The organism is Ornithinicoccus sp., assembly GCF_057176825.1.
On sequence record NZ_CM169976.1, the window covers coordinates 1,431,605 to 1,451,171 of the forward strand.

17 protein-coding genes are annotated in these 19,567 nt (G+C 71.4%); 11 read left to right on the forward strand and 6 right to left on the reverse strand.

From position 1 onward, the window contains the following. The first annotated feature begins 125 nt into the window (after positions 1-125). From sucC to AC1QRC_RS07445, 6 genes are all read left to right on the forward strand, one after another. Positions 126-1,310 (forward strand): ADP-forming succinate--CoA ligase subunit beta, encoded by a 1,185-nt coding sequence (gene sucC, locus AC1QRC_RS07420; RefSeq protein WP_484206136.1) that lies wholly within the window; start codon positions 126-128, stop codon positions 1,308-1,310. Positions 1,311-1,331: 21 nt separating this feature from the next. After that, positions 1,332-2,222: a succinate--CoA ligase subunit alpha gene (gene sucD / locus AC1QRC_RS07425; RefSeq protein ID WP_484206137.1), complete on the forward strand. Its 891-nt coding sequence runs from the start codon at positions 1,332-1,334 to the stop codon at positions 2,220-2,222. A gap of 94 nt (positions 2,223-2,316) precedes the next feature. Next, complete coding sequence (locus AC1QRC_RS07430; RefSeq protein WP_484206138.1) at positions 2,317-3,597, forward strand: cell division protein PerM; 1,281 nt, start codon at positions 2,317-2,319, stop codon at positions 3,595-3,597. A gap of 74 nt (positions 3,598-3,671) precedes the next feature. Further along, positions 3,672-4,328, forward strand: coding sequence for a phosphoribosylglycinamide formyltransferase (purN, locus tag AC1QRC_RS07435; RefSeq protein WP_484206139.1), 657 nt, complete (start codon positions 3,672-3,674; stop codon positions 4,326-4,328). Continuing rightward, positions 4,325-5,899: a bifunctional phosphoribosylaminoimidazolecarboxamide formyltransferase/IMP cyclohydrolase gene (gene purH, locus AC1QRC_RS07440; protein ID WP_484206140.1), complete on the forward strand. Its 1,575-nt coding sequence runs from the start codon at positions 4,325-4,327 to the stop codon at positions 5,897-5,899. Before purN ends, purH begins: the two co-directional genes overlap by 4 nt. A 12-nt stretch (positions 5,900-5,911) precedes the next feature. Continuing rightward, a complete protein-coding gene (locus AC1QRC_RS07445; RefSeq protein ID WP_484206141.1) occupies positions 5,912-7,033 on the forward strand; it encodes a DMT family transporter in 1,122 nt (373 codons plus the stop codon). Here the strand turns inward: AC1QRC_RS07445 and AC1QRC_RS07450 are convergent. Next, the gene (locus AC1QRC_RS07450) at positions 6,960-9,293 is read right to left on the reverse strand and encodes a hypothetical protein (RefSeq protein WP_484206142.1); all 2,334 of its coding nucleotides are present in this window, start codon (positions 9,291-9,293) and stop codon (positions 6,960-6,962) included. The two genes, AC1QRC_RS07445 and AC1QRC_RS07450, sit on opposite strands and share 74 nt — an antisense overlap. Positions 9,294-9,536: 243 nt before the next feature. Between AC1QRC_RS07450 and AC1QRC_RS07455 the strand changes: the two genes are divergently transcribed. Together AC1QRC_RS07455 and AC1QRC_RS07460 are read left to right on the forward strand one after the other, a co-directional pair. Beyond that, positions 9,537-10,406 (forward strand): bifunctional methylenetetrahydrofolate dehydrogenase/methenyltetrahydrofolate cyclohydrolase, encoded by an 870-nt coding sequence (locus AC1QRC_RS07455; protein WP_484206143.1) that lies wholly within the window; start codon positions 9,537-9,539, stop codon positions 10,404-10,406. After that, on the forward strand, positions 10,403-10,792 hold the full coding sequence (locus AC1QRC_RS07460) for a DUF3017 domain-containing protein (RefSeq protein ID WP_484206144.1): 390 nt from the start codon (positions 10,403-10,405) through the stop codon (positions 10,790-10,792). Before AC1QRC_RS07455 ends, AC1QRC_RS07460 begins: the two co-directional genes overlap by 4 nt. Positions 10,793-10,897: 105 nt before the next feature. Here the strand turns inward: AC1QRC_RS07460 and AC1QRC_RS07465 are convergent, their stop codons facing one another. After that, positions 10,898-11,887, reverse strand: coding sequence for a malate dehydrogenase (locus tag AC1QRC_RS07465; RefSeq protein ID WP_484206145.1), 990 nt, complete (start codon positions 11,885-11,887; stop codon positions 10,898-10,900). A 146-nt stretch (positions 11,888-12,033) separates the two neighbouring features. Between AC1QRC_RS07465 and AC1QRC_RS07470 the strand changes: the two genes are divergently transcribed. After that, positions 12,034-14,253 carry an NADP-dependent isocitrate dehydrogenase gene (locus AC1QRC_RS07470; protein WP_484206146.1) on the forward strand — a complete coding sequence of 740 codons (2,220 nt, stop codon included), beginning with the start codon at positions 12,034-12,036 and terminating at the stop codon, positions 14,251-14,253. A gap of 18 nt (positions 14,254-14,271) precedes the next feature. Here the strand turns inward: AC1QRC_RS07470 and AC1QRC_RS07475 are convergent, their stop codons facing one another. The 3 genes from AC1QRC_RS07475 to AC1QRC_RS07485 form a co-directional block, all read right to left on the reverse strand. Then, positions 14,272-14,988, reverse strand: coding sequence for a maleylpyruvate isomerase family mycothiol-dependent enzyme (locus tag AC1QRC_RS07475; RefSeq protein ID WP_484206147.1), 717 nt, complete (start codon positions 14,986-14,988; stop codon positions 14,272-14,274). 154 nt (positions 14,989-15,142) lie between these two features. Then, the gene (locus AC1QRC_RS07480) at positions 15,143-15,346 is read right to left on the reverse strand and encodes a hypothetical protein (RefSeq protein ID WP_484206148.1); all 204 of its coding nucleotides are present in this window, start codon (positions 15,344-15,346) and stop codon (positions 15,143-15,145) included. Positions 15,347-15,349: 3 nt separating this feature from the next. Then, the gene (locus AC1QRC_RS07485; RefSeq protein ID WP_484206149.1) at positions 15,350-16,882 is read right to left on the reverse strand and encodes a S10 family peptidase; all 1,533 of its coding nucleotides are present in this window, start codon (positions 16,880-16,882) and stop codon (positions 15,350-15,352) included. 96 nt (positions 16,883-16,978) lie between these two features. Here AC1QRC_RS07485 and AC1QRC_RS07490 point away from each other — a divergent pair, with 96 nt between their 5' ends. Both AC1QRC_RS07490 and AC1QRC_RS07495 read left to right on the forward strand, forming a co-directional pair. Beyond that, entirely contained in the window at positions 16,979-17,821 is an 843-nt protein-coding gene (locus tag AC1QRC_RS07490) for an exodeoxyribonuclease III (RefSeq protein WP_484206150.1), read from the forward strand. Positions 17,822-17,831: 10 nt separating this feature from the next. Further along, positions 17,832-18,365, forward strand: a complete 534-nt coding sequence (locus AC1QRC_RS07495) for a 2'-5' RNA ligase family protein (RefSeq protein WP_484206151.1) — start codon at positions 17,832-17,834, stop codon at positions 18,363-18,365. Positions 18,366-18,401: 36 nt separating this feature from the next. Here the strand turns inward: AC1QRC_RS07495 and AC1QRC_RS07500 are convergent, their stop codons facing one another. Further along, positions 18,402-19,565, reverse strand: coding sequence for a glycosyltransferase family 4 protein (locus tag AC1QRC_RS07500; RefSeq protein WP_484206152.1), 1,164 nt, complete (start codon positions 19,563-19,565; stop codon positions 18,402-18,404). Positions 19,566-19,567 lie beyond the last annotated feature (2 nt).

The window sequence follows — 19,567 nt, forward strand, 5'->3', positions numbered from 1 at the left end:
CGCCCGGCGGCCAGCGGGGAACGGGCGCCGGGGTACGGGCCCGCTGCCGCTGCGATACCCTGCGCATGCACCTTTCGTGGGGTGGCACCTGCCGACACCTACTCACCTGATGGGATTGCTGACTCGTGGATCTTTTCGAGTACCAAGCGCGTGACATGTTCGAGGCCCACGGAGTGCCGGTGCTGCCGGCTGCCGTGGTGACAGAGGCCGGTGAGGCGGCAGCAGCCGCCGAGCAGATCGGGGCCGGGAGCGGCGGAGTGGTTGTCGTCAAGGCCCAGGTGAAGACCGGCGGCCGCGGCAAGGCCGGGGGTGTGAAGCTGGCCAAGTCGCCCGACGAGGCGGTCCAGGCGGCGGATGACATCCTGGGCATGGACATCAAGGGCCACACGGTGCACCGGGTGATGATCGCCCAGGGTGCCCGCATCGCCGAGGAGTACTACTTCTCGATCCTCCTGGACCGGACCAACCGTTCCCTGTTGGCCATGTGCAGCAAGGAGGGCGGCATGGACATCGAGCAGCTGGCCGTCGAGCGGCCGGAGGCGCTGGCCCGGGTCGCGGTGGACGCCAACACCGGGATCGACGAGGCGAAGGCCGCCGAGATCCTGGAGACCGCCGGCTTCACGGCCGAGGAGCAGCCGGCGCTGGTCCCCGTGCTGCAGCAGCTGTGGGATGTCTACGCCGGGGAGGACGCGACCCTGGTCGAGGTCAACCCGCTGGTCAAGACCGAGGACGGGGCGATCATCGCGCTGGACGGGAAGGTGACACTGGACGGCAACGCCGAGTTCCGCCACCCCGACCACGCCGCCCTGGAGGACAAGGACGCCACGGACCCGCTGGAGGCCGCGGCCAAGGAGAAGGACCTCAACTACGTCAAGTTGGACGGCAGCGTCGGCATCATCGGCAACGGTGCGGGGCTCGTGATGAGCACCCTGGACGTCGTCGCCTACGCCGGTGAGGAGTTCCCGGGGTCGCCCAAGCCGGCCAACTTCCTCGACATCGGCGGTGGGGCCTCGGCCGAGGTGATGGCCAACGGGCTGCACATCATCCTGGGGGACGAGCAGGTCAAGAGCGTCTTCGTGAACGTCTTCGGCGGCATCACCGCCTGCGACGCGGTGGCGGACGGCATCGTCGGTGCCCTCAAGGCGCTGGGCGACGAGGCCACCAAGCCCCTGGTGGTCCGCCTCGACGGCAACAACGTCGAGGAGGGGCGCCGGATTCTCGCCGAGTACGACCACCCGCTCGTGAGCATCGAAGAGACCATGGACGGAGCGGCCCGCCGGGCCGCCGAACTGGCCGCGGCCACCAACTGAAAGGCCAGGGAGGACTCGACAATGGCAATCTTCCTCAACGCTGACTCCAAGGTCATCGTCCAGGGCATGACCGGCTCCGAGGGGATGAAGCACACCCAGCGGATGCTCAAGTCCGGGACCAACATCGTCGGTGGGGTGAACCCGCGCAAGGCCGGCCAGTCCGTCGACTTCGACGGTGGCACCACCGTCCCCGTCTTCGGCTCGGTCGCCGACGCGATCGCCGAGACCGGGGCCGACGTCTCCGTCCTCTTCGTGCCGCCGGCCTTCGCCAAGTCCGCGGTGGTCGAGGCGATCGACGCCGACATCGACCTGGCGATCGTGATCACGGAGGGCATCGCGGTGAAGGACACCGCGGAGTTCTACGCCTACTCGGAGGGCAAGAACACCCGGATCATCGGGCCGAACTGCCCGGGTCTGATCAGCCCCGGCAAGTCCAACGCCGGGATCATCCCGGCCGACATCGCCGGTGAGGGGCGGATCGGGCTGGTGTCCAAGTCCGGCACGCTCACCTACCAGATGATGTACGAGCTGCGGGACTTCGGTTTCTCCTCGGCCATCGGCATCGGCGGCGACCCGATCATCGGCACCACCCACATCGACGCGCTCGAGGCGTTCCAGAACGACCCCGAGACCGACGCGATCGTGATGATCGGCGAGATCGGTGGCGACGCCGAGGAGCGGGCCGCGGCCTACATCCAGGAGAACGTCACCAAGCCCGTGGTCGGCTACGTCGCGGGCTTCACCGCGCCCGAGGGCAAGACCATGGGTCACGCCGGCGCGATCGTCTCCGGCTCGTCCGGCACTGCCCAGGCGAAGAAGGAGGCCCTCGAGGCCGCTGGCGTCAAGGTCGGCAAGACGCCGTCGGAGACCGCCGGGCTGATGCGCGAGATCATGCAGTCGCTCGGCGGCTGAACCCCCTCATCACCGGAGGCGCACCGGGGCGAATCCTCGCTCCCCGGTGCGCCTCCGCCGTCCTACGGCGTGCCCGGGTGAGCATGGGAGGGAGATGACGCTGCTGCAACGACCCCCGCGGGTCACCACCGACGCCACGGGCCCCGACCAGGCCACGATCCTGGACCGCGCCCGAACCCTAGCGCTGGCCGCCGTGGCCGGCGCCCTGGCCGCTTTCCTGTCTCTCATCGTGATCAGTGTGCCCGTGCTGTTGGCCTGGTTCGCCGAGTCCCGGAGCTCGGTGACCCTCTGGCAGACCATGGGGATCGGTGTGGACATGTGGGCCCTGGCCCACCGGGCCACCGTGCTGGTGGGGGACACGAACGTCGTGCTGGCGCCGCTCCTGCTGACCCTGATCCCGCTGTTGACCTGCCGGTATGCCGTCAACCAAGTCCTCGTGGACCGTCCCGAGACGAGGGGCGCCCTGCGTGAGGTCACCGGGGCCCGGGCGGCCTGGCAGGCCCTGGCCGGCACGGAGCTGTCCCTGTTTGTCGGCGGCTACCTGGTCAGCGGCCTGGTCTTCTGCCTGTTGGCCGGGCTCGGGCAGGCCCCGGTGCACGTGGCGAGCGCGGTCCCCGGGTTGCTGATCGTGCCGGTCAGCGCGGTGCTGCTGGGCCTGTGGCGCGAGCACCGGCTCCAGGAGCAACCGACGATCGACCGGGGGCTGCGCTGGGTGGAGGACCACACCCCGGTGCTGGTCCGGCGTGGTCTGCGCCCGGCCGCCCACGCCCTGGCGATCCTGGCGGTCGGTGCCGCGCTCGTGGTGCTGGTGCTGTTCGTGCTCCGCTGGGACCGCATCGCGGTGCTCTACGGGGCGCTGGACGCCGGGACCGTCGGCACCGGCGTCCTCTCCCTCGGGCAGTTGGCGGCGCTGCCGAACATGATGGTGTGGTCGGCCGGGTGGACCTCCGGTGCCGACGTGGCCGTCGGCAGCGTCACCGTCGGGTGGGGCTCCTCCACCGAGGGGGACCTGCCCCTGATCCCGGTCCTCGGTGCGCTCCCCGAGCCCGGGCAGCTCCCGGGCTGGCTCTGGGCGGTCGTCGCCCTGCCGCTGCTCGCTGGCTGTTGGGTCGGCTGGCGCTCCATCGCTGCGGCCCCCCGACTGGCCAGCTGGTGGGCCAAGGCCCAGATCGCCGGGTCCGCCTGCCTGTTCGCCGCGCTCGTCGTCGGTGCCCTCACCTGGTTGGCCAGCGGCGGGGTCTCACCGGGTCACCTGAGCACGATCGGCTCCGATCCGCTGCGGGCCGCGGGAGGCACGCTGCTCCTGTTGTTGGCTGGGGCGTTGGTCACCACGACCCTGCTGCACCTGGTGCGGGCCCGCAGGCTCACCCGCTGATCTGCTGTACCTGGTGCGCGCCCGCAGGCTCACCCGCTGACCCATTCCGGCAGGAGCCGGGCTACAGTTCCCGGGTGGCCGCACCGACCGATCCGTCCGTGAGCAGCCTTGCCGCCCCCGGGCGCAGCCCGGTCCCGGTCGTGGTCCTCGTCTCGGGCAGCGGCACCCTCCTGCAGGCCCTGATCGACGCCTCCGCCGACCCCGCCTACGGCGTCCAGGTGGTCGCCGTCGGCGCGGACCGACCCGATATCGAGGGGCTGCGCCGGGCCGAGCGCGCCGGCATCCCGACCTTCGTGCAACGGGTCCCGGACTTTCCCACCCGGGGGGAGTGGGACGAGGCGCTGACGGCCGCCGTCTCGGCATACGAGCCCGCGCTCGTGGTGTCCGCAGGCTTCCTGAAGCTGGTGGGCCCGGCCTTCCTGGCCGCCTTCGGGGGGCGGTACCTGAACAGCCACAACGCGCTGCTGCCCTCCTTCCCCGGGATCCACGGGCCCCGGGACGCCCTCGCCTACGGGGTGAAGGTGACCGGTGCGACACTGTTCGTCGTCGACGAGGGGGTCGACACCGGTGCGATCGTGGCCCAGTGCCCGGTCCCTGTCCTCGAGGGCGACACCGAGGAGAGCCTCACCGAACGCATCAAGGAGGCCGAGCGGCCCCAACTGGTCGAGTACGTCGGCCGGATGGCCCGCGACGGCTTCACCGTCACCGGACGAAAGGTCACCATTCCATGACTGACGAGGGGCGCCGCCCGATCCGCCGGGCGCTGGTCTCGGTCTACGACAAGACCGGGCTGGAGGGGCTCGTGCAGGGCCTGCACACCGCCGGGGTCACCATCGTGTCCACGGGCTCGACGGCCGGGCGGATCGAGGGCGCCGGCGTGCCGGTCACCCGGGTGGAGGAGGTCACCGGCTTCCCCGAGTGCCTGGACGGACGGGTCAAGACGCTGCACCCGAAGGTGCACGCCGGCCTGCTCGCCGACACCCGCAACCCCGACCACGTCCGCCAGTTGGGCGACCTCGAGGTGGAGCCCTTCGATCTGGTGGTGAGCAACCTGTACCCGTTCGCCGACACCGTCGCGTCGGGCGCCACCCCGGAGGAGTGCGTCGAGCAGATCGACATCGGCGGGCCGTCGATGGTGCGGGCCTCGGCCAAGAACCACGCGAGCGTTGCCGTGGTCACCGACCCCTCGGCATACGAGGCGGTGCTGGACGCCGTGGGGGCGGGCGGGTTCACCCTCGCCCAGCGGCAACAGCTCGCCGCCCTCGCGTTCCGACACACGGCCACGTATGACGTGGCGGTGGCCTCCTGGATGGGCAACGTGCTCATCGACACCAGCGAGGGCACCGGGTTCCCGTCCTGGGCCGGTGCCACGTGGGAACGGCAGGCGGTGCTGCGCTACGGGGAGAACCCGCACCAGCGGGCCGCCCTCTACGGCAACGGTTACCTGTCCGAGCCGGGTCTGGCGCAGGCCGAGCAGCTGCACGGCAAGGAGATGTCCTACAACAACTACATCGACGCCGATGCGGCCCGCCGCGCCGCCCACGACCACGGGGACCAGCCCACGGTCGCGATCATCAAGCATGCCAACCCGTGCGGGATCGCCATCGGCGCCGACATCGCCGAGGCGCACCGCAAGGCGCACGCGTGCGACCCCGTGTCGGCCTACGGCGGCATCGTCGCGACCAACCGCCCGGTGACGCAGGAGCTGGCGCACCAGCTGAAAGACATCTTCACCGAGGTGGTCGTGGCGCCGGACTTCGAGCTGGCCGCGGTCGAGGTGCTCACCGCCAAGAAGAACCTGCGCCTGCTCAAGGCGGCGTCCCCGTCCGGCGGCGGCGTGGAGACGCGCCCTGTCTCCGGGGGTCTGCTGATGCAGGCCGTGGACGCGATCGACGCGGAGGGCGATGACCCGGCCACCTGGACCCTGGCGGCGGGCGAGGCGGCCGACGAGGCCACGCTGGCCGATCTGGCCTTTGCCTGGCGCTCGGTGCGCGCCACCAAGTCCAACGCGATCCTGCTGGCCCGGGACGGTGCCAGCGTCGGGATCGGGATGGGGCAGGTCAACCGGGTCGACTCCTGTCGGCTCGCGGTCTCCCGCGCCGGTGCGGAGCGGGCCGGGGGGTCGGTCGGGGCCTCGGATGCTTTCTTCCCCTTCGCCGACGGGCTGCAGATCCTGCTCGATGCGGGGGTGCGGGCTGTGGTCTCTCCCGGCGGGTCGATCCGGGACGACGAGGTCATCGCCGCGGCAGAGGCGGCCGGGGTCACGCTGTACTTCACCGGGACGAGGCACTTTGCCCACTGAGCCGACTTGGCGGTGACCGCGCGCGAGCCGGGTCGCGGGCTCCTGCTGGCGTTCCTGGCGGCGTTCAGTTGTGGTGCGTTGCTGGCGGTCCAGTCCCGGATGCACGGGGTCCTGGCCGGTGGGGTCGGGGCCTTCCAGACCGCGTGGTGGAGCTTCGGCTCGGGGTTCCTGCTGCTGTGCCTGTTGGCGCTCGCCCCCCGGTACCGGCGCCACGCCGCACGTGTCCCAAGAGCGCTGCGCGAGGGTCGCCTGAGGTGGTGGCAGCTGTTGGGTGGCGTCTGCGGCGGGCTGTTGGTCGCCGTCCAGGCGTATGCCGTGCCCCTGGTCGGGGTAGCCGCCTTCCTCATCGCGATCGTCGGGGGACAGGTGGCTAGCGCCCTCCTGGTGGACCGCTTCGGGCTCGGGCCGGCCGGGGCCCAGGCGCTGTCGGTCTCGCGGGTGCTGGCGGCGCTGGTCGCGGCGGCAGGGGTGGCGGTGGCAGCTGTCGCCGGGGCGAATGGGGATGCGGCCTTCCGGATCCTCCCCGTGGCGCTGGCCTTCGTGATCGGGCTGGGGTCGGCGGTCCAGCAGGCCGTCAACGGGCAGGTGGGTGTGGCCGCACGGGATCCACTCGTGACGGCCCACCTCAACTTCGGGACCGGCCTGCTCACGGTGCTCCTCGTGGGGGCGGTCCCGGTGCTGCGCAGCCCGCTGCCGGAGCCTGGCGGGTTGCCGTGGTGGGTCTGGCTCGGTGGGCTCCTCGGGATCACCTACATCGCGTTGGCTGCCTGGGCGGTGCGCCACATCGGGATCCTGCTCTTCGGCCTGGTCACGATCACCAGTCAGATGACGGTCGCGCTGGCCCTCGACCTCGCCGTCCCGGCCACGCGACACCTGGTAGGGCCGCAGCTCCTGCTGGGCATCGGGCTGACCGTCCTCGCTGCCTGCTGGGCGACCCTCGCCACGAGTTCGGGCCGACCTCGCCGGCGCCTCGGTGCCGCGAGGACCGGTCGCTCGCCCGGGCGCCCACCCTTGAGTGTGACGCGAGGTCCTGGCGGCCAGGGGCGACAGTGGTTCGTCGCTAGAAGGGTGGGGGTTCGTCGTTGGGGTCAGTGGGGGGCGGGGTGGGTGGTGTGGGGGTGGGTCGGGTGGTGAGGAGGTCGGTGTAGGTGGGGTGGTCGGGTGGGGTGCCGCGTCGGGTGTGGGGGCCGTGTTTGTGGGCGGTTTCGGCGGGGAGGGCCCAGGGGGCTTGGGTGTGTTCGGCGTCGTAGGCGGCGGGTTCGTGTTCGGTGAGGGCGGCGTAGAGGAGTTGGGCGAGGTCGATCGTCGTCGGGCGGCGGTCGGGTCCGGAGCCGCGAGCCTGGTCGGTCGCTGACTGTTCGGGAGCGTCCGGGGGCAGGGTGATGGTGGGGTGGCCGTTGTGGTCGCGGGTCAGGGTGGTCAGGGCTTGGCCGGTGATGCGGGCGAGGTGGTAGTCGTAGGTCATCCGGGTGAATCCTGCGGCGCGGAGCATGACGTGGCGTGTCCGGTCTGCCTGGTCGTGCCGTGCCCGGTCTGCCTGGTCGTGCCGTGCCCGGTCTGCCTGGTCGTGCCGTGCCCGGTCTGCCTGGTCGTGCCGTGCCCGGTCTGCCTGGTCGTGCCGTGCCCGGTCGTGACGTTCCTGGTGGTCTCGGGCTTGATACGGCTGGTCGTGTCGGGGGTGGTGGTGTGGGGGTAGGTGGGGTCGGTAGTCGTGGGGGTGGGTGGTGTAGCAGCGGCCGAAGAGGGTGGTCCAGGTGATTTTGCGGGTGAGGGCGTCTAGTGCGGTGTGCCAGAGGCGTTGTGTTTTGAGCCAGTGCGCGGTGCCGTCTTTGTAGTCCAGGTTGGTTTCGGCGGTGGGTCCGCCTTCGTCGTAGGGGTGTTCGTGGTCGGGTTGGCAGCGCCACCAGGGGGTGGTGCAGCCGGGTTCGCGGCAGGTGGCGTCGGTGGCGCGGAGTTGGGCGAGCATGGGGGTGTCGGGTCGGTAGGCGGTGGTGGAGCGTTCGATGCACCGGCCGTCGAGGGGGTCGGTGATCAGGCGGTGGATGGTGCTGTGTTCGGTGATGAGGTCGCGGGCGTGTTCGCCGGTGATGTAGCCGTAGCCGCGGACGTGGCCGATGGTGTCGGGGCCGCCGGTGAGGACGTCCAGGCCGATGACGAGCTCGATGTGGGCTTCGGGGACCCCGGCCAGGACGCGGGTCATCCGGGCCAGGCGCTCGGGGTCGGTGGTGTCTTTGCCGGTGCCGTCCGGGCCGAGGAGTCGCCCGGTGACCGGGTCGGCGGTCCCGGTGTGGCCCACGGGCGGGTCGGCAGCACCGATCGGCAGGCCCTGATCTTCCCCGGACCCCCTACCCCCGGACCTACTACCCCCGGGCGTGCTGTCCCCGGGTGTGGTGTCCCCGGGCGTGGCGTCCCCGGGTGGGTCGGGTAGGTGGGGGAGTTGGCCGAAGCCGAGCAGGGCGAGGGCGGTGTCGGCGCGTAGTTGGGCCAGGGTGCGTTGGTCGCCGGCTTTGCGTAGGCGGCGGGCGGTGGTGTCGAGGCGGGCTGCGGCGGCGGCCAGGGCGGGTCCGTCGCCGGTGAGGGTGAGGTGGGCGGTGCCGTGCTCGAACAGGGTGGTGGTGACGTCGCGGCGTTGTAGGTCGCTGGTGCGGCGGGCGCGGGCGGCGGGGTCGGGTCCGCCGTGGGCGCGGACGACCTCGCGGTCCAGGACGTCCTGGAACTGTTTCCAGGACAGGGTCGTGGTGGTGGTGTGTCCGGTGTCGGGGTCGGTGTGGTCGGCGGCGTTGCCCATCGCGGTGGCCGGGTCCATGCAGGTGGCGGCGATGGCGCCGGCGGTGTGTGGGGGCAGGTCGTGGGTGCGGCGTTGCCAGGTGGCCAGGTGGGCCCAGGTCACCTGACCTGTGGCGAGTTGGGTCATCGCCACGCCGGTCGCGGCCTCGGGTGCGGTGGCCAACGCGACCCTGTCGTGGGCCTGACGGCGGGTGCACCCGGTCGCGGCGGCGACCTCGGCCGCGGCCACGGACCGGGACTGTCGGGCCCACCGGTCCCGCCTGGTGGGGGAGGTGAACTCTTCCAGGGTGGCCACCTCGGCTCGGGCCAACAGTTCGGCCCCGGCCCGCGCGGCCAGGGTCCGGGTCGCGAGCAGGGACAGGTGCTCGGACCAGCCCTGCACGGCCTGTGCGGCGGACAGGGTGTCGACCACGGCCCGGTCCGGCCACGCCGCTTCCGGGGGCACGGTCCCGGCCCGTCCGGTCCCGCCGCGCACCGGCAACACGGCCTGCACCGCCGCACTGGCCTCATCGTCCAGGTGCGCGGCCGCTCCGGCGACCAACACGTGCAACGCGTCCACGATCCTCGGATCGATCCCACCGGCCGCGATCACCGCCTCCAACGCCACCCCCAGCCCCGTCCCCGAGCTCTCCGTGCTGGTGCCCCCTGCGCCCGGGTCCGCTGCACGAGTGCCCCTGGAACGAGTGCCTTCCGGTGAGGACTTCATCCTCATCCCCCCTCTCCTGAACTACCCCCAACATAGCACGCCTGTACGACATACGGAAGAGTGTCCACAAGTGGATTTGCCCGCCGCAGGCGCGTTCGGGCGCCCGTGCCCTGGCGGGTCGCGGATCCCTCCTAGACTGACGGCATGACGGCGCAGATCCTCGACGGCAAGTCCGTGCTGGCCACGATCAAGGAGGAGTTGCGACTCAGGGTCCGGTCGCTGCGCGACCAGGGGGTCCGTCCGGGCCTGGGCACCGTCCTGGTGGGCGATGACCCGGGGAGCACCTGGTACGTCAACGCCAAGCACAGGGACTGCGCCGAGATCGGCATCGAATCCTTCCGCCGTGATCTGCCCGCCACCAGCACCCAGCAGGAGGTGGAGACGGTCGTCGACGAGCTCAATGCGGACCCCGGCTGCACCGCGTTCCTGGTCCAGCAGCCCACAGGGCTGGACGAGTTCGCACTCCTGTCGCGGGTGGAGCCGGAGAAGGACGTCGACGGGCTGCATCCGTTCAACCTCGGCAGCCTGGTGCTGGGCCGTGCGGCCCCGCTCCCCTGCACCCCTGTGGGTGTGGTGGAGCTGCTGCGCCGCTACGAGGTGCCGCTCGCGGGCGCCGACGTGGTCGTCGTGGGACGTGGCCTGACCGTCGGGCGGCCGCTGGGCCTGATCCTGACCCGCCGGTCCGAGAACGCCACGGTCACGCTCTGCCACACAGGGACCCGTGACCTGGCCGACCACACCCGACAGGCAGACATCGTGGTGGCGGCAGCCGGCGTGCCGGATTTGATCACCGGCGACATGGTCAAGCCCGGTGCCGCAGTCCTAGACGTGGGGGTCGCGCGCCGCGACGGCCGGATCGCCGGAGACGTGGCGCCCGACGTGGCCGACGTGGCCGGCTGGGTCTCCCCGAACCCCGGCGGCGTCGGGCCGATGACCCGGGCGATGCTGCTGACCAATGTGGTCGAGGCGGCGGAGCGGCAGGCCGCGGCACTCGGCACCCGCGCCGTGTCGTGAGCGGAGGGGAACCCGACCCTTCGGAGGGCGGATACCGGGAGCCGGTTGCGCGGGAGCACGAGGACGGGCAGCGGGCCGACCAGGAACCCCTCGGCGATGTCGTCGCGCCGGCTCCTCCGGCCTGGCGCCGGCGCCAGGCGCTGGGCTGGTGGTGGGTCCTTCCAATAGGTCTGGTGGTGGCCGCCGGGATGCTCCTCCAGGGGGAGCTGCGGGGCTTCGGGTACGTCGCCGGAGGCACCCTTGGGGTCGCCGGTCTGCTGCGGCTGGTGCTGGGGCGTGAGGTCGCCGGGGGCCTGGTCGTGCGCTCCCGGTGGCTCGACGTGCTGTGCTTGTGGGGGCTCGGGCTGGCCATCGCCTTCCTCAGCGCGACGCTGCGCATCCGCTGAAGAAGCGTCCGAAAGCCGCATCCGCGGGGGAGCTCCGCACCGACTGAAACGGATCCGGCCCGCACCCCACGGGGGCACGGGCCGGACCACAGGCAGGGAGCGGGCTCAGATCAGGCCGAGCCCCGTGACCGCCTCACGCTCCTCGTCCAGCTCGGCGACCGAGGCATCGATCCGGCCACGGGAGAAGTCGTCGATCTCCAGGCCCTGCACGATGGAGTAATCACCGCCGGACGTGGTCACCGGGAAGGAGCTGATCAGGCCCTCCGGCACACCGTAGGAGCCGTCGGAGGCCACCGCCATGGACAGCCACGAACCCTCCGGGCTGCCCTGCAGCCAGTCGCGGGTGTGGTCGATCGTCGCGGACGCGGCCGAGGCGGCGGAGGAGGAGCCGCGAGCCTCGATGATGGCGGCGCCGCGCTTGGCCACCGTCGGAATGAAGGTGTTCTCCAACCAGTCCTGGTCATCCACCACCTCGGCGGCGCTGCGCCCCCCGATCTCGGCGTGGAAGATGTCGGGGTACTGGGTGGCCGAGTGGTTGCCCCAGATCGTCATCTTGGAGATCTCCGAGACGGTTACCCCGGCCTTGGCGGACAACTGCGCCAGCGCCCGGTTGTGATCCAGCCGGGTCAGCGCGGAGAACCGCTCGCGGGGGATGTCGGGGGCGTTGCTCATCGCGATCAGGGCGTTGGTGTTGGCCGGGTTGCCGGTCACCGTGATCCGGATATCGTCGGCGGCGTGGTCGTTCAGGGCCTTGCCCTGGCCGGTGAAGATGGCGCCGTTGGCCTCGAGCAGATCACCGCGCTCCATCCCCTTGGTGCGCGGCCGGGCGCCGACGAGCAGCGCCAGGTTGGCGCCGTCGAAGACCACGTTCGGGTCGTCGCCGATCTCGACGCCGGCCAGCGTCGGGAAGGCACAGTCGTCGAGCTCCATGACGACGCCCTCGAGAGCCTTCAGCGCGGGCGTGATCTCCAGCAGTTGCAACTGCACGGGGGTGTCCGGACCGAGCAGGTCACCACTGGCGATGCGGAACAGGAGGCTGTAGCCGATCTGGCCGGCGGCACCGGTGACGGCGACCTTGACGGGTGTGGTGTTCACGGTGGCAGGACCCTTCGTCGTGCGGGAATCTGGTATGCCGTGACGGTAGCAGCGGGGTGGCGCGGACGGGACACCCAGGTCGGAAGTGGGGCGCGATAACCTCAAGGGGCACCGAGCACCCACCTGTCCAAGGAGACGGCACGTCCATGGCCAAGATCATCTACACCCTCACCGACGAAGCGCCGATGCTGGCGACCCACTCGCTCAAGCCAGTGATCGAGGCCTTCGCCTCCACGGCCGGGGTCGAGGTGGAGACCCGCGACATTTCGCTGGCGGGTCGCATCATCGCGGTGTTCGGGGACCGGCTGCCCGAGGAGCAGCGGATCCCCGACGCACTGGCCGAGCTGGGTGACCTGTCCAAGGATGCCTCGGCCAACATCATCAAGCTGCCCAACATCAGTGCGTCGCTGCCCCAGTTGAAGGCCGCCATCGCCGAGCTGCAGGGGCAGGGCTACGCGCTGCCGGACTACCCGGAGAGCCCCAGCACGCCGGAGGAGGAGGACGCCCGGGCCCGCTACGACAAGGTCAAGGGCAGCGCCGTCAACCCGGTCCTGCGCCAGGGCAACTCCGACCGTCGGGCCCCCGCGTCGGTGAAGAACTACGCCCGGTCCCATCCGCACTCGATGGGCTCCTGGTCGCCGGACAACCAGACCAACGTCGCCACCATGGGCCGCGACGACTTCGCCAGCAACGAGAAGTCCGTCGTGATGTCCCAGGACGACACCCTCGCGGTCCGGCACGTCGCCCCCGACGGCACGACGACCGTCCTCAAGGAGTCGATCCCGGTCCTGACCGGAGAGGTGGTGGACGCGACCGTGCTGCGCGCCGCGGCGCTGGATGAGTTCCTCCGCGCGCAGGTGGCCCGCGCCAAGGAGGAGGGCGTCCTCTTCTCGGTGCACCTCAAGGCGACCATGATGAAGGTCTCGGACCCGATCATCTTCGGTCACGTCGTGCGGGCCTTCCTGCCCGAGGTGTTCGAGAAGTATGCCGACCAGCTGGCCGCCGCCGGTCTGTCACCGAGCAACGGGCTGGGCTCGATCCTGGCTGGCCTGGACTCGGTCGACGGGGGTGCCGAGATCCGGGCCGCCATCGAGCAGGGACTGGCCGATGGCCCGGACCTGGCGATGGTGGACTCCGACAAGGGGATCACCAACCTGCACGTCCCCAGCGACGTCATCGTCGACGCCTCGATGCCGGCCATGATCCGCACCTCCGGCCAGATGTGGGGCCCGGACGGGCAGCCGGCTGACACCCTCGCGGTGCTGCCGGACAGCAGCTATGCCGGGATCTACCAGGTGGTGATCGAGGACTGCCGGGCGAACGGTGCCTTCGACCCGACCACCATGGGTTCGGTGCCCAACGTGGGCCTGATGGCGCAGGCCGCCGAGGAGTACGGCAGCCACGACAAGACGTTCGAGATCGAGTCCGAGGGCACCGTGCAGGTCGTGGACGCCTCGGGTGCGGTCCTGCTGGAGCACGAGGTCGCGGCCGGTGACATCTGGCGCGCCTGCCAGACCAAGGACGTGGCGATCCGCGACTGGGTCAAGCTGGCCGTCACCCGGGCGCGGGCATCGCAGACGCCGGCCGTGTTCTGGCTCGACAGCAGCAGGAGCCACGACGCCAACCTGATCGAGAAGGTCACCACCTACCTGGCCGAGCACGACACCGAGGGCCTGGACCTGTCCATCAAGTCCCCGGTGGAGGCCACGGCGCACACCCTGGAACGCATCCGCCGCGGTGAGGACACCATCTCGGTGACCGGCAATGTGCTGCGCGACTACCTGACGGACCTGTTCCCGATCCTGGAGTTGGGCACCAGCGCCAAGATGCTGTCGGTGGTGCCGCTGATCGCCGGGGGCGGCCTCTTCGAGACCGGCGCCGGCGGCTCGGCCCCCAAGCACGTGCAGCAGCTGGTGGCGGAGAATTACCTGCGGTGGGACAGCCTCGGAGAGTTCCTGGCGCTCGCCGTCAGCCTGGAGCACCTGGCCACCAGCACGGGCAATGCGCGCGCCCAGGTGCTGGCCGACGCCCTGGACCGGGCCACCGGCACCCTGCTCAACGAGAACAGGTCACCGGCCCGCAAGCTCGGCAGCATCGACAACCGGGGCAGCCACTTCTACCTGGCGCTCTACTGGGCCCAGGAGCTCGCGGCGCAGACCGAGGACTCGGCCCTGGCCGCCGCATTCACCGATGTGGCCCGGGCACTGGCCGAGCAGGAGACGACCATCACCGAGGAACTGCTCGCCGTGCAGGGGCAGCCCACCGACATCGGCGGCTACTACCGGCCCGACGAGGAGAAGGCGGCCGCGGTCATGCGTCCCTCGGTCACCTTCAATCGGGTGCTGGAGACCCTGGCTCAGCCGTAGGACGGGAGCGTCGGCAGCTCAGCCGTAGGACGGGAGCGTCGGCAGCGGCTTGGCACTCGCCAGGCCGCGGTCGATGCCCCGGGTCAGCCACAGCAGGATGTTGCCGGTGGCTCCCTCGATGGCCTGCCCGCCTCCACCGAGGTTGACCTTGCGGCCGTCGGAGGGGATGAGGGTGACCGGCGGGCAGCCCACTCGACCGTTGAACCGGTCGGCGCACTCCACGATGGCGGCGTGCACCACCTCGGTGGAGGAGTCCTTGAAGGTGAATGCCAGGTCCAGGTCGACGTGGTGGATCGTCACCTCGCGCACCCGCATCCAGGGGACCTGACTGCCGGCCATCGCGATCTTGGTGCTGCCGGTGCGCACGTCGGCGAGGTCGGTGCGGCCCCGCAGGTGCTCCGCCCGCTGGCGGAATGCCGCCGAGGAGGTCGTGACGTCCGCCCGCAGCCGGGCGAGCGACTGCCGGGCGCCCTCCTCGATGTCGGCCTCCCGCTGCTCCATGGAGTCGTAGGCCGACACCTCCCGCCCCGTGGACGCCCACCCGACCAGTCGCTGGAGGGCGTCGGCGTTGCGGGCCAGGTGTGCCAGGACGTGCGCCCTGCTCCAGCCGGGCAACAGCGAGGGGCCGTGCAGCGTGTCCTCGTCGAGTTTGGCCATCGTCGCCGCCAGCGCCTGGTCGGCCTCCTCGAGGCGGGCCAGGGCCCGGTCGACGCTCAGGTACACGGGTAGAGCCATGGCCAACCTCCGTCTGCGGGGACCTTGTGGAATCGATCCTGCCCCCGGCCGGGCATGCCCGCAACCGTCACGCGTCCCGCCCCAGCCCTACGACATACGTCGACGCCCCACGGCATACGTCGACCGCCCACGGCACACGTCGGGCAGGGAGGGTTCAGTCCTCCTTCTTGCCCATCGCCTTCCGGACACGCCCGAGCCAACTGCCGGCGCCCGCGGCTCCGCTGCTGCCACCCAGGCCCCGGCCGACAGTCCGGTTCTTCAGGTTCCGGCTGCAGCGGCGGCACAGGTAGCGGCCGGTCACCGACCGCTCGGCCTTGCCCATGTGGCGCTTGCGGCACTTGTCACAGGTGAACGCCATGGCTCAGGACCTCCCGCTCGCCCGGGTGACGAAGGCGGCCAGGTCGGCCGACTGTTGCACCCGGGAGGGTTCGTGCACGTACATCATGTGTCCCGCTTCGTAGTAGCAGTGCTCGATGTTGTCGTAGAGCTCCTCGGGGATCGCCAGGTGCTGCAGCACCTCGCGGGCGGCGTAGTAGGGCGTCGCGCCGTCGAACCACCCGTAGGCGACGTGCACCTGCAGGTGCGGGTTGGCCCGCATCGCACGCGCCAACTTCGGGGTGACGTCAACCGAACGGCCCTCGAACTCGGCGAACGACCACGGGTGCACCTTGCCCGAGATCTGCTCATAGTGCAGGTCCGACTCATAGGCCAGCTCGGAGCGGACGTGGTGGTTGAACGCCGCCGCGTACGGGCCCGCGATCGCGTCGTGGGAGGGGTCAGCGTCCATCGTCTCGGCGTTGCCCGCGGCGGCAGGACCGGTGAACCGTGAGTCCAACCGGCCCACGACCCGGCCCTCGTCGCGCAGCAGCTCGGTGAAGAAGCGCAGGTGCTCGATGCGCAGGTCAGCGCGGTCCACCCACTCGTGGGACAGGCCGGTGAGCCCGGCGACCTTCGCGACGTGCTCGGCCCGCTCGGAGCCCTGCAGCCGGCGCCCCTGGGCCAGCGCCCACGGGTAGTCGCGCTCGCAGTACTCCTCGGCCTCCCGGACCACCGTCGACAGCGCCTTGCGCCCGTGCTTGCCGTGGTAGTGCGCGACCGCGGCGTAGGTCGGCAGGAACCCCACGAAGGCCCGGTCGCTGTCCGGCTCGTGCAGCCCGATGGAGCCCATGTCGAGCACGGAGGAGATCAGCATCACCCCGTTGAGGTACATCCCGTAGCGCTGCTGCAGGTGCTCGGCCAGGGCCGCCGCCCGGGTGGTGCCGTAGGACTCCCCGGCGAGGAACTTGGGGGACATCCACCGCTGGTTGCGGGAGGTCCACAGCCGGATGATCTCGCCGACCGACTCGATGTCCCCGGAGAAGCCGTGGTACCCCTTTGCCTTGCCGCCCTTGACCGCACGGGAGTATCCGGTGGAGACCGGGTCGATGAAGACCAGATCCGACTCGGTCAGCAACGACTCCGGGTTGTCGACGAGCGCGTACGGCGGCGCCGCAAGGTCCCCGACATCACCCATCTGCACCCGGCGCGGGCCGAGGACACCCAGGTGCAGCCACACCGAGGACGACCCCGGGCCCCCGTTGAACGCGAAGGTCACCGGGCGCGGGGGAGCGGTCTTGGGCTGGTCCAGCACGTAGGAGGTCAGGAACACCTCTGCCTTGGCCTCCACCCCGGTGAAGACGTCGTCCTTGAAGACTTCCTCGCGCAGCACCACCCGGCCCGCGGTGGCGGTGTAGCGCAGCGTGCGCCGGCCCACCCGGAGCGAGTGGGTCGTGGTGACGAGGTCGTCCTCCGGCTCGGCGGGCGCGGTGGTGCGTCCGGGCTCTTCGGTCCCGTCGCCGGAGGGGGCCCGGTCAGTCGGGTCGGTCTGGACGGGGTCCTTCTCGTCGTCGGCCATGACCCGACTGTATGCCGTGTGCCGGCGCCGGCGGGGTCTGCCCGGTGGGTGTGGCCCGGTGGGGAGCGACCCGACGGGGTGGGTGAGGATGGACGGATGCGACTCGTCTCGGCGAACGTGAACGGCATCCGGGCAGCGGCCCGACGTGACGGGCTGACCTGGCTCGCGGAGCGTCAGCCCGACCTGGTGACGCTGCAGGAGGTCCGGGCGACCGAGCAGCACCTGAGGTCGGTGCTCGCGGACACCCTGTTCGAGGGGTGGGGCGTGGCGCTATGTCCGGGACCCGCCGGACGGGCAGGCGTCGCCGTGCTCACCCCGGACCCGCCGGAGGCGGTCCGCGGGGAGGCGGTCCTCGGGGACGTCCCGGGGGCCGAGGGCCGGTGGATCGAGGTGGACACCGTGGTCGACGGCGTGGGGCTGACGGTGGCCTCCTGCTACATGCACACCGGCGAGGCGGGCACCGCGCGGCAGGCCGACAAGTACGCGCTGCTCGACGCGGTGGAGCAGCGACTGGCGGCGCTCGAGGCTTCCGGGAGGCACGCCGTGGTCACCGGCGACCTCAACATCTGCCACCGGCAGGCCGACCTGCGCAACTGGAAGGGCAACCGGGGCAAGTCCGGGTTCCTGCCGGAGGAGCAGGAGTACCTGAGCCGCTGGTTGGGTGCCGGCTGGGTCGACGTGGTCCGGGAGGACGCGGGGGACGTGGACGGGCCCTACACCTGGTGGTCCTGGCGCGGCAAGGCCTTCGACAACGACGCCGGATGGCGCATCGACTACCAGTTCGCCACCGCCGCGCTGGCGCGGTCCGTCACCGGGGTCGGGATCGGCCGGGCCGCCTCGTATGCCGAGAGGTGGAGTGACCACGCGGCCGTCGTGGTGGACTACGGGCTGGGCGAACTGACAGTTGATCGTTCACAGACCGGCGCCGCCGCGGGGTAGGGTCGGGCGAGTGACCGTCAGTTCCGGCAGGAGCACCACCGTGGGGATCGCGCTGCCGATCCCCGAGCCGTGGGGCGAGCAGTTGCGCAGCCTGCGTCTGGGCTACGGGGAGGCCCGTGCTGCACACATCCCGACGCACATCACGCTGCTGCCGCCGACCGCCCTCGCGCAGGCCCGCTGCGAGGATCTGGCCGAGCATCTGCGCGGGGTCGCGGCCGAGCAGGAGCCGTTCCCGGTCGTGCTGCGCGGGACCGGGACGTTCCGACCGGTCTCGGACGTCGTCTACATCCAGGTGGCCCGCGGGGTGGCGTCCTGCGAGGAGCTGGAACGTGCCGTGCGGCTCGGTCCGGTGGACCGGGACCTGGAGTTCCCCTACCACCCTCACGTCACCGTGGCCCACGACGTGGATCCGGCCACCCTGGACCGTGCCTTCGAGGAGCTCGCGACGTTCCACTGCGAGTTCGTGGCCCGAACCTTCCGGTTGTATGTGCACGACGGCGACGGGGTGTGGCGCACCCTGGAGGAGTACCGGCTCGGCGGGTGAGGCGCCGCGTGGGGCCCGTCAGGCCACGGAAGCCCGTCAGGCGACGTGGGCGGGGACGTGGCCGATCGCCCGCACGTAGTGCTCGAGCAACTGGTCGGTGAGCGCCGGCCAGGACCGCTCCACCACCCGCTCGCGGCCCGCGGCGCCCATCTGTTCCCGCAACGCCGAGGCCTCGGTCGGGGGACCGCTGACGAGTGCCGACACGGCGGCGCGGAGTGCTCCGGGGCGGTCCGGGTCGAACAGCAGGCCGGTGCGGCCGTCGTCGATGAGGTCGATCGGCCCGCCACGCCGGGGTGCCACCACCGGGAGCCCGGCGGCCGCCCCCTCCTGCAGGGTCTGGCCGAAGGTTTCCCTGGTACCGGTGTGGACGAAGACGTCGAAGGCGGCGTAGGCGCGGGCCAACCCGAGACCCTCCTGGCGCCCCAGGAATACCGCCCCGGGCAGTTGGACTGCCAACTCGGCCCGGCTCGGTCCCTCTCCGACGAGGACGAGTCGGGTGCCCGGCAGCCGGTTCAGCTCGGCGAGTCGGTGCAACTCCTTCTCCGGGGCCAGCCGCCCGACATACCCCAGGAGCACCTCGCCGTTCGGCGCCAGCCGGGAACGCAGCGCCAGCGTCTCGGGGTCGTGCGTCCGGTCCGGGTGGAACAGGTCGGCATCGACACCCCGGCCCCACAGCGCCACCCGGGGGACGTCGTGCTCCTGGAGGTCCTGGAGTGCTGAGGTGGAGGGGGCCAGGGTGAGGTCGGCCTGGGCGTGGATCCGGCGGATCCAGCGCCACGCGGCCCGCGCGGTGAGCTCGCCCACGGGGCCGGAGTGCTGCCGGATGTAGCTGGGCATGTCGGTCTGGTAGACCGCCACCGAGGGGAGCCCCAGGCCCCGGGCCGCGGTGAGGCCGCGCACCCCCAGCACGAACGGTGAGGCGACGTGCACGACGTCGGGGTCGAACCGGTGCAGCACGGTCTCGATCTCGTAGGAGGGCAGGCCGACCCGGAACTGGCGGACCGGCAGACTGCTCACCGGGTGGATCGGGAACCCGGCGTAGTGCTCGGGGGTGGCGGTGGCGCTCCACGGGCTCGTGCCGGGGGCGACGACGAGCGCCTGGTGCCCCTTGTCGCGCAGCGACTCCAGGACCTTGCAGACGCTGTTGGTGACGCCGTTGAGGGCGGGGAGGAACGACTCGGTGACGATCGCGACTCGCATGA

Coding starts and splice junctions, on each gene's coding strand:
- sucD (WP_484206137.1), top strand. CDS start 1,332: ATGGCAATCTTCCTCAACGCTGACTCCAAGGTCATCGTCCAGGGCATG.
- AC1QRC_RS07430 (WP_484206138.1), top strand. CDS start 2,317: ATGACGCTGCTGCAACGACCCCCGCGGGTCACCACCGACGCCACGGGC.
- purH (WP_484206140.1), top strand. CDS start 4,325: ATGACTGACGAGGGGCGCCGCCCGATCCGCCGGGCGCTGGTCTCGGTC.
- AC1QRC_RS07455 (WP_484206143.1), top strand. CDS start 9,537: ATGACGGCGCAGATCCTCGACGGCAAGTCCGTGCTGGCCACGATCAAG.
- AC1QRC_RS07470 (WP_484206146.1), top strand. CDS start 12,034: ATGGCCAAGATCATCTACACCCTCACCGACGAAGCGCCGATGCTGGCG.
- AC1QRC_RS07475 (WP_484206147.1), bottom strand. CDS start 14,988: ATGGCTCTACCCGTGTACCTGAGCGTCGACCGGGCCCTGGCCCGCCTC.
- AC1QRC_RS07480 (WP_484206148.1), bottom strand. CDS start 15,346: ATGGCGTTCACCTGTGACAAGTGCCGCAAGCGCCACATGGGCAAGGCC.
- AC1QRC_RS07485 (WP_484206149.1), bottom strand. CDS start 16,882: ATGGCCGACGACGAGAAGGACCCCGTCCAGACCGACCCGACTGACCGG.
- AC1QRC_RS07490 (WP_484206150.1), top strand. CDS start 16,979: ATGCGACTCGTCTCGGCGAACGTGAACGGCATCCGGGCAGCGGCCCGA.
- AC1QRC_RS07500 (WP_484206152.1), bottom strand. CDS start 19,565: ATGCGAGTCGCGATCGTCACCGAGTCGTTCCTCCCCGCCCTCAACGGC.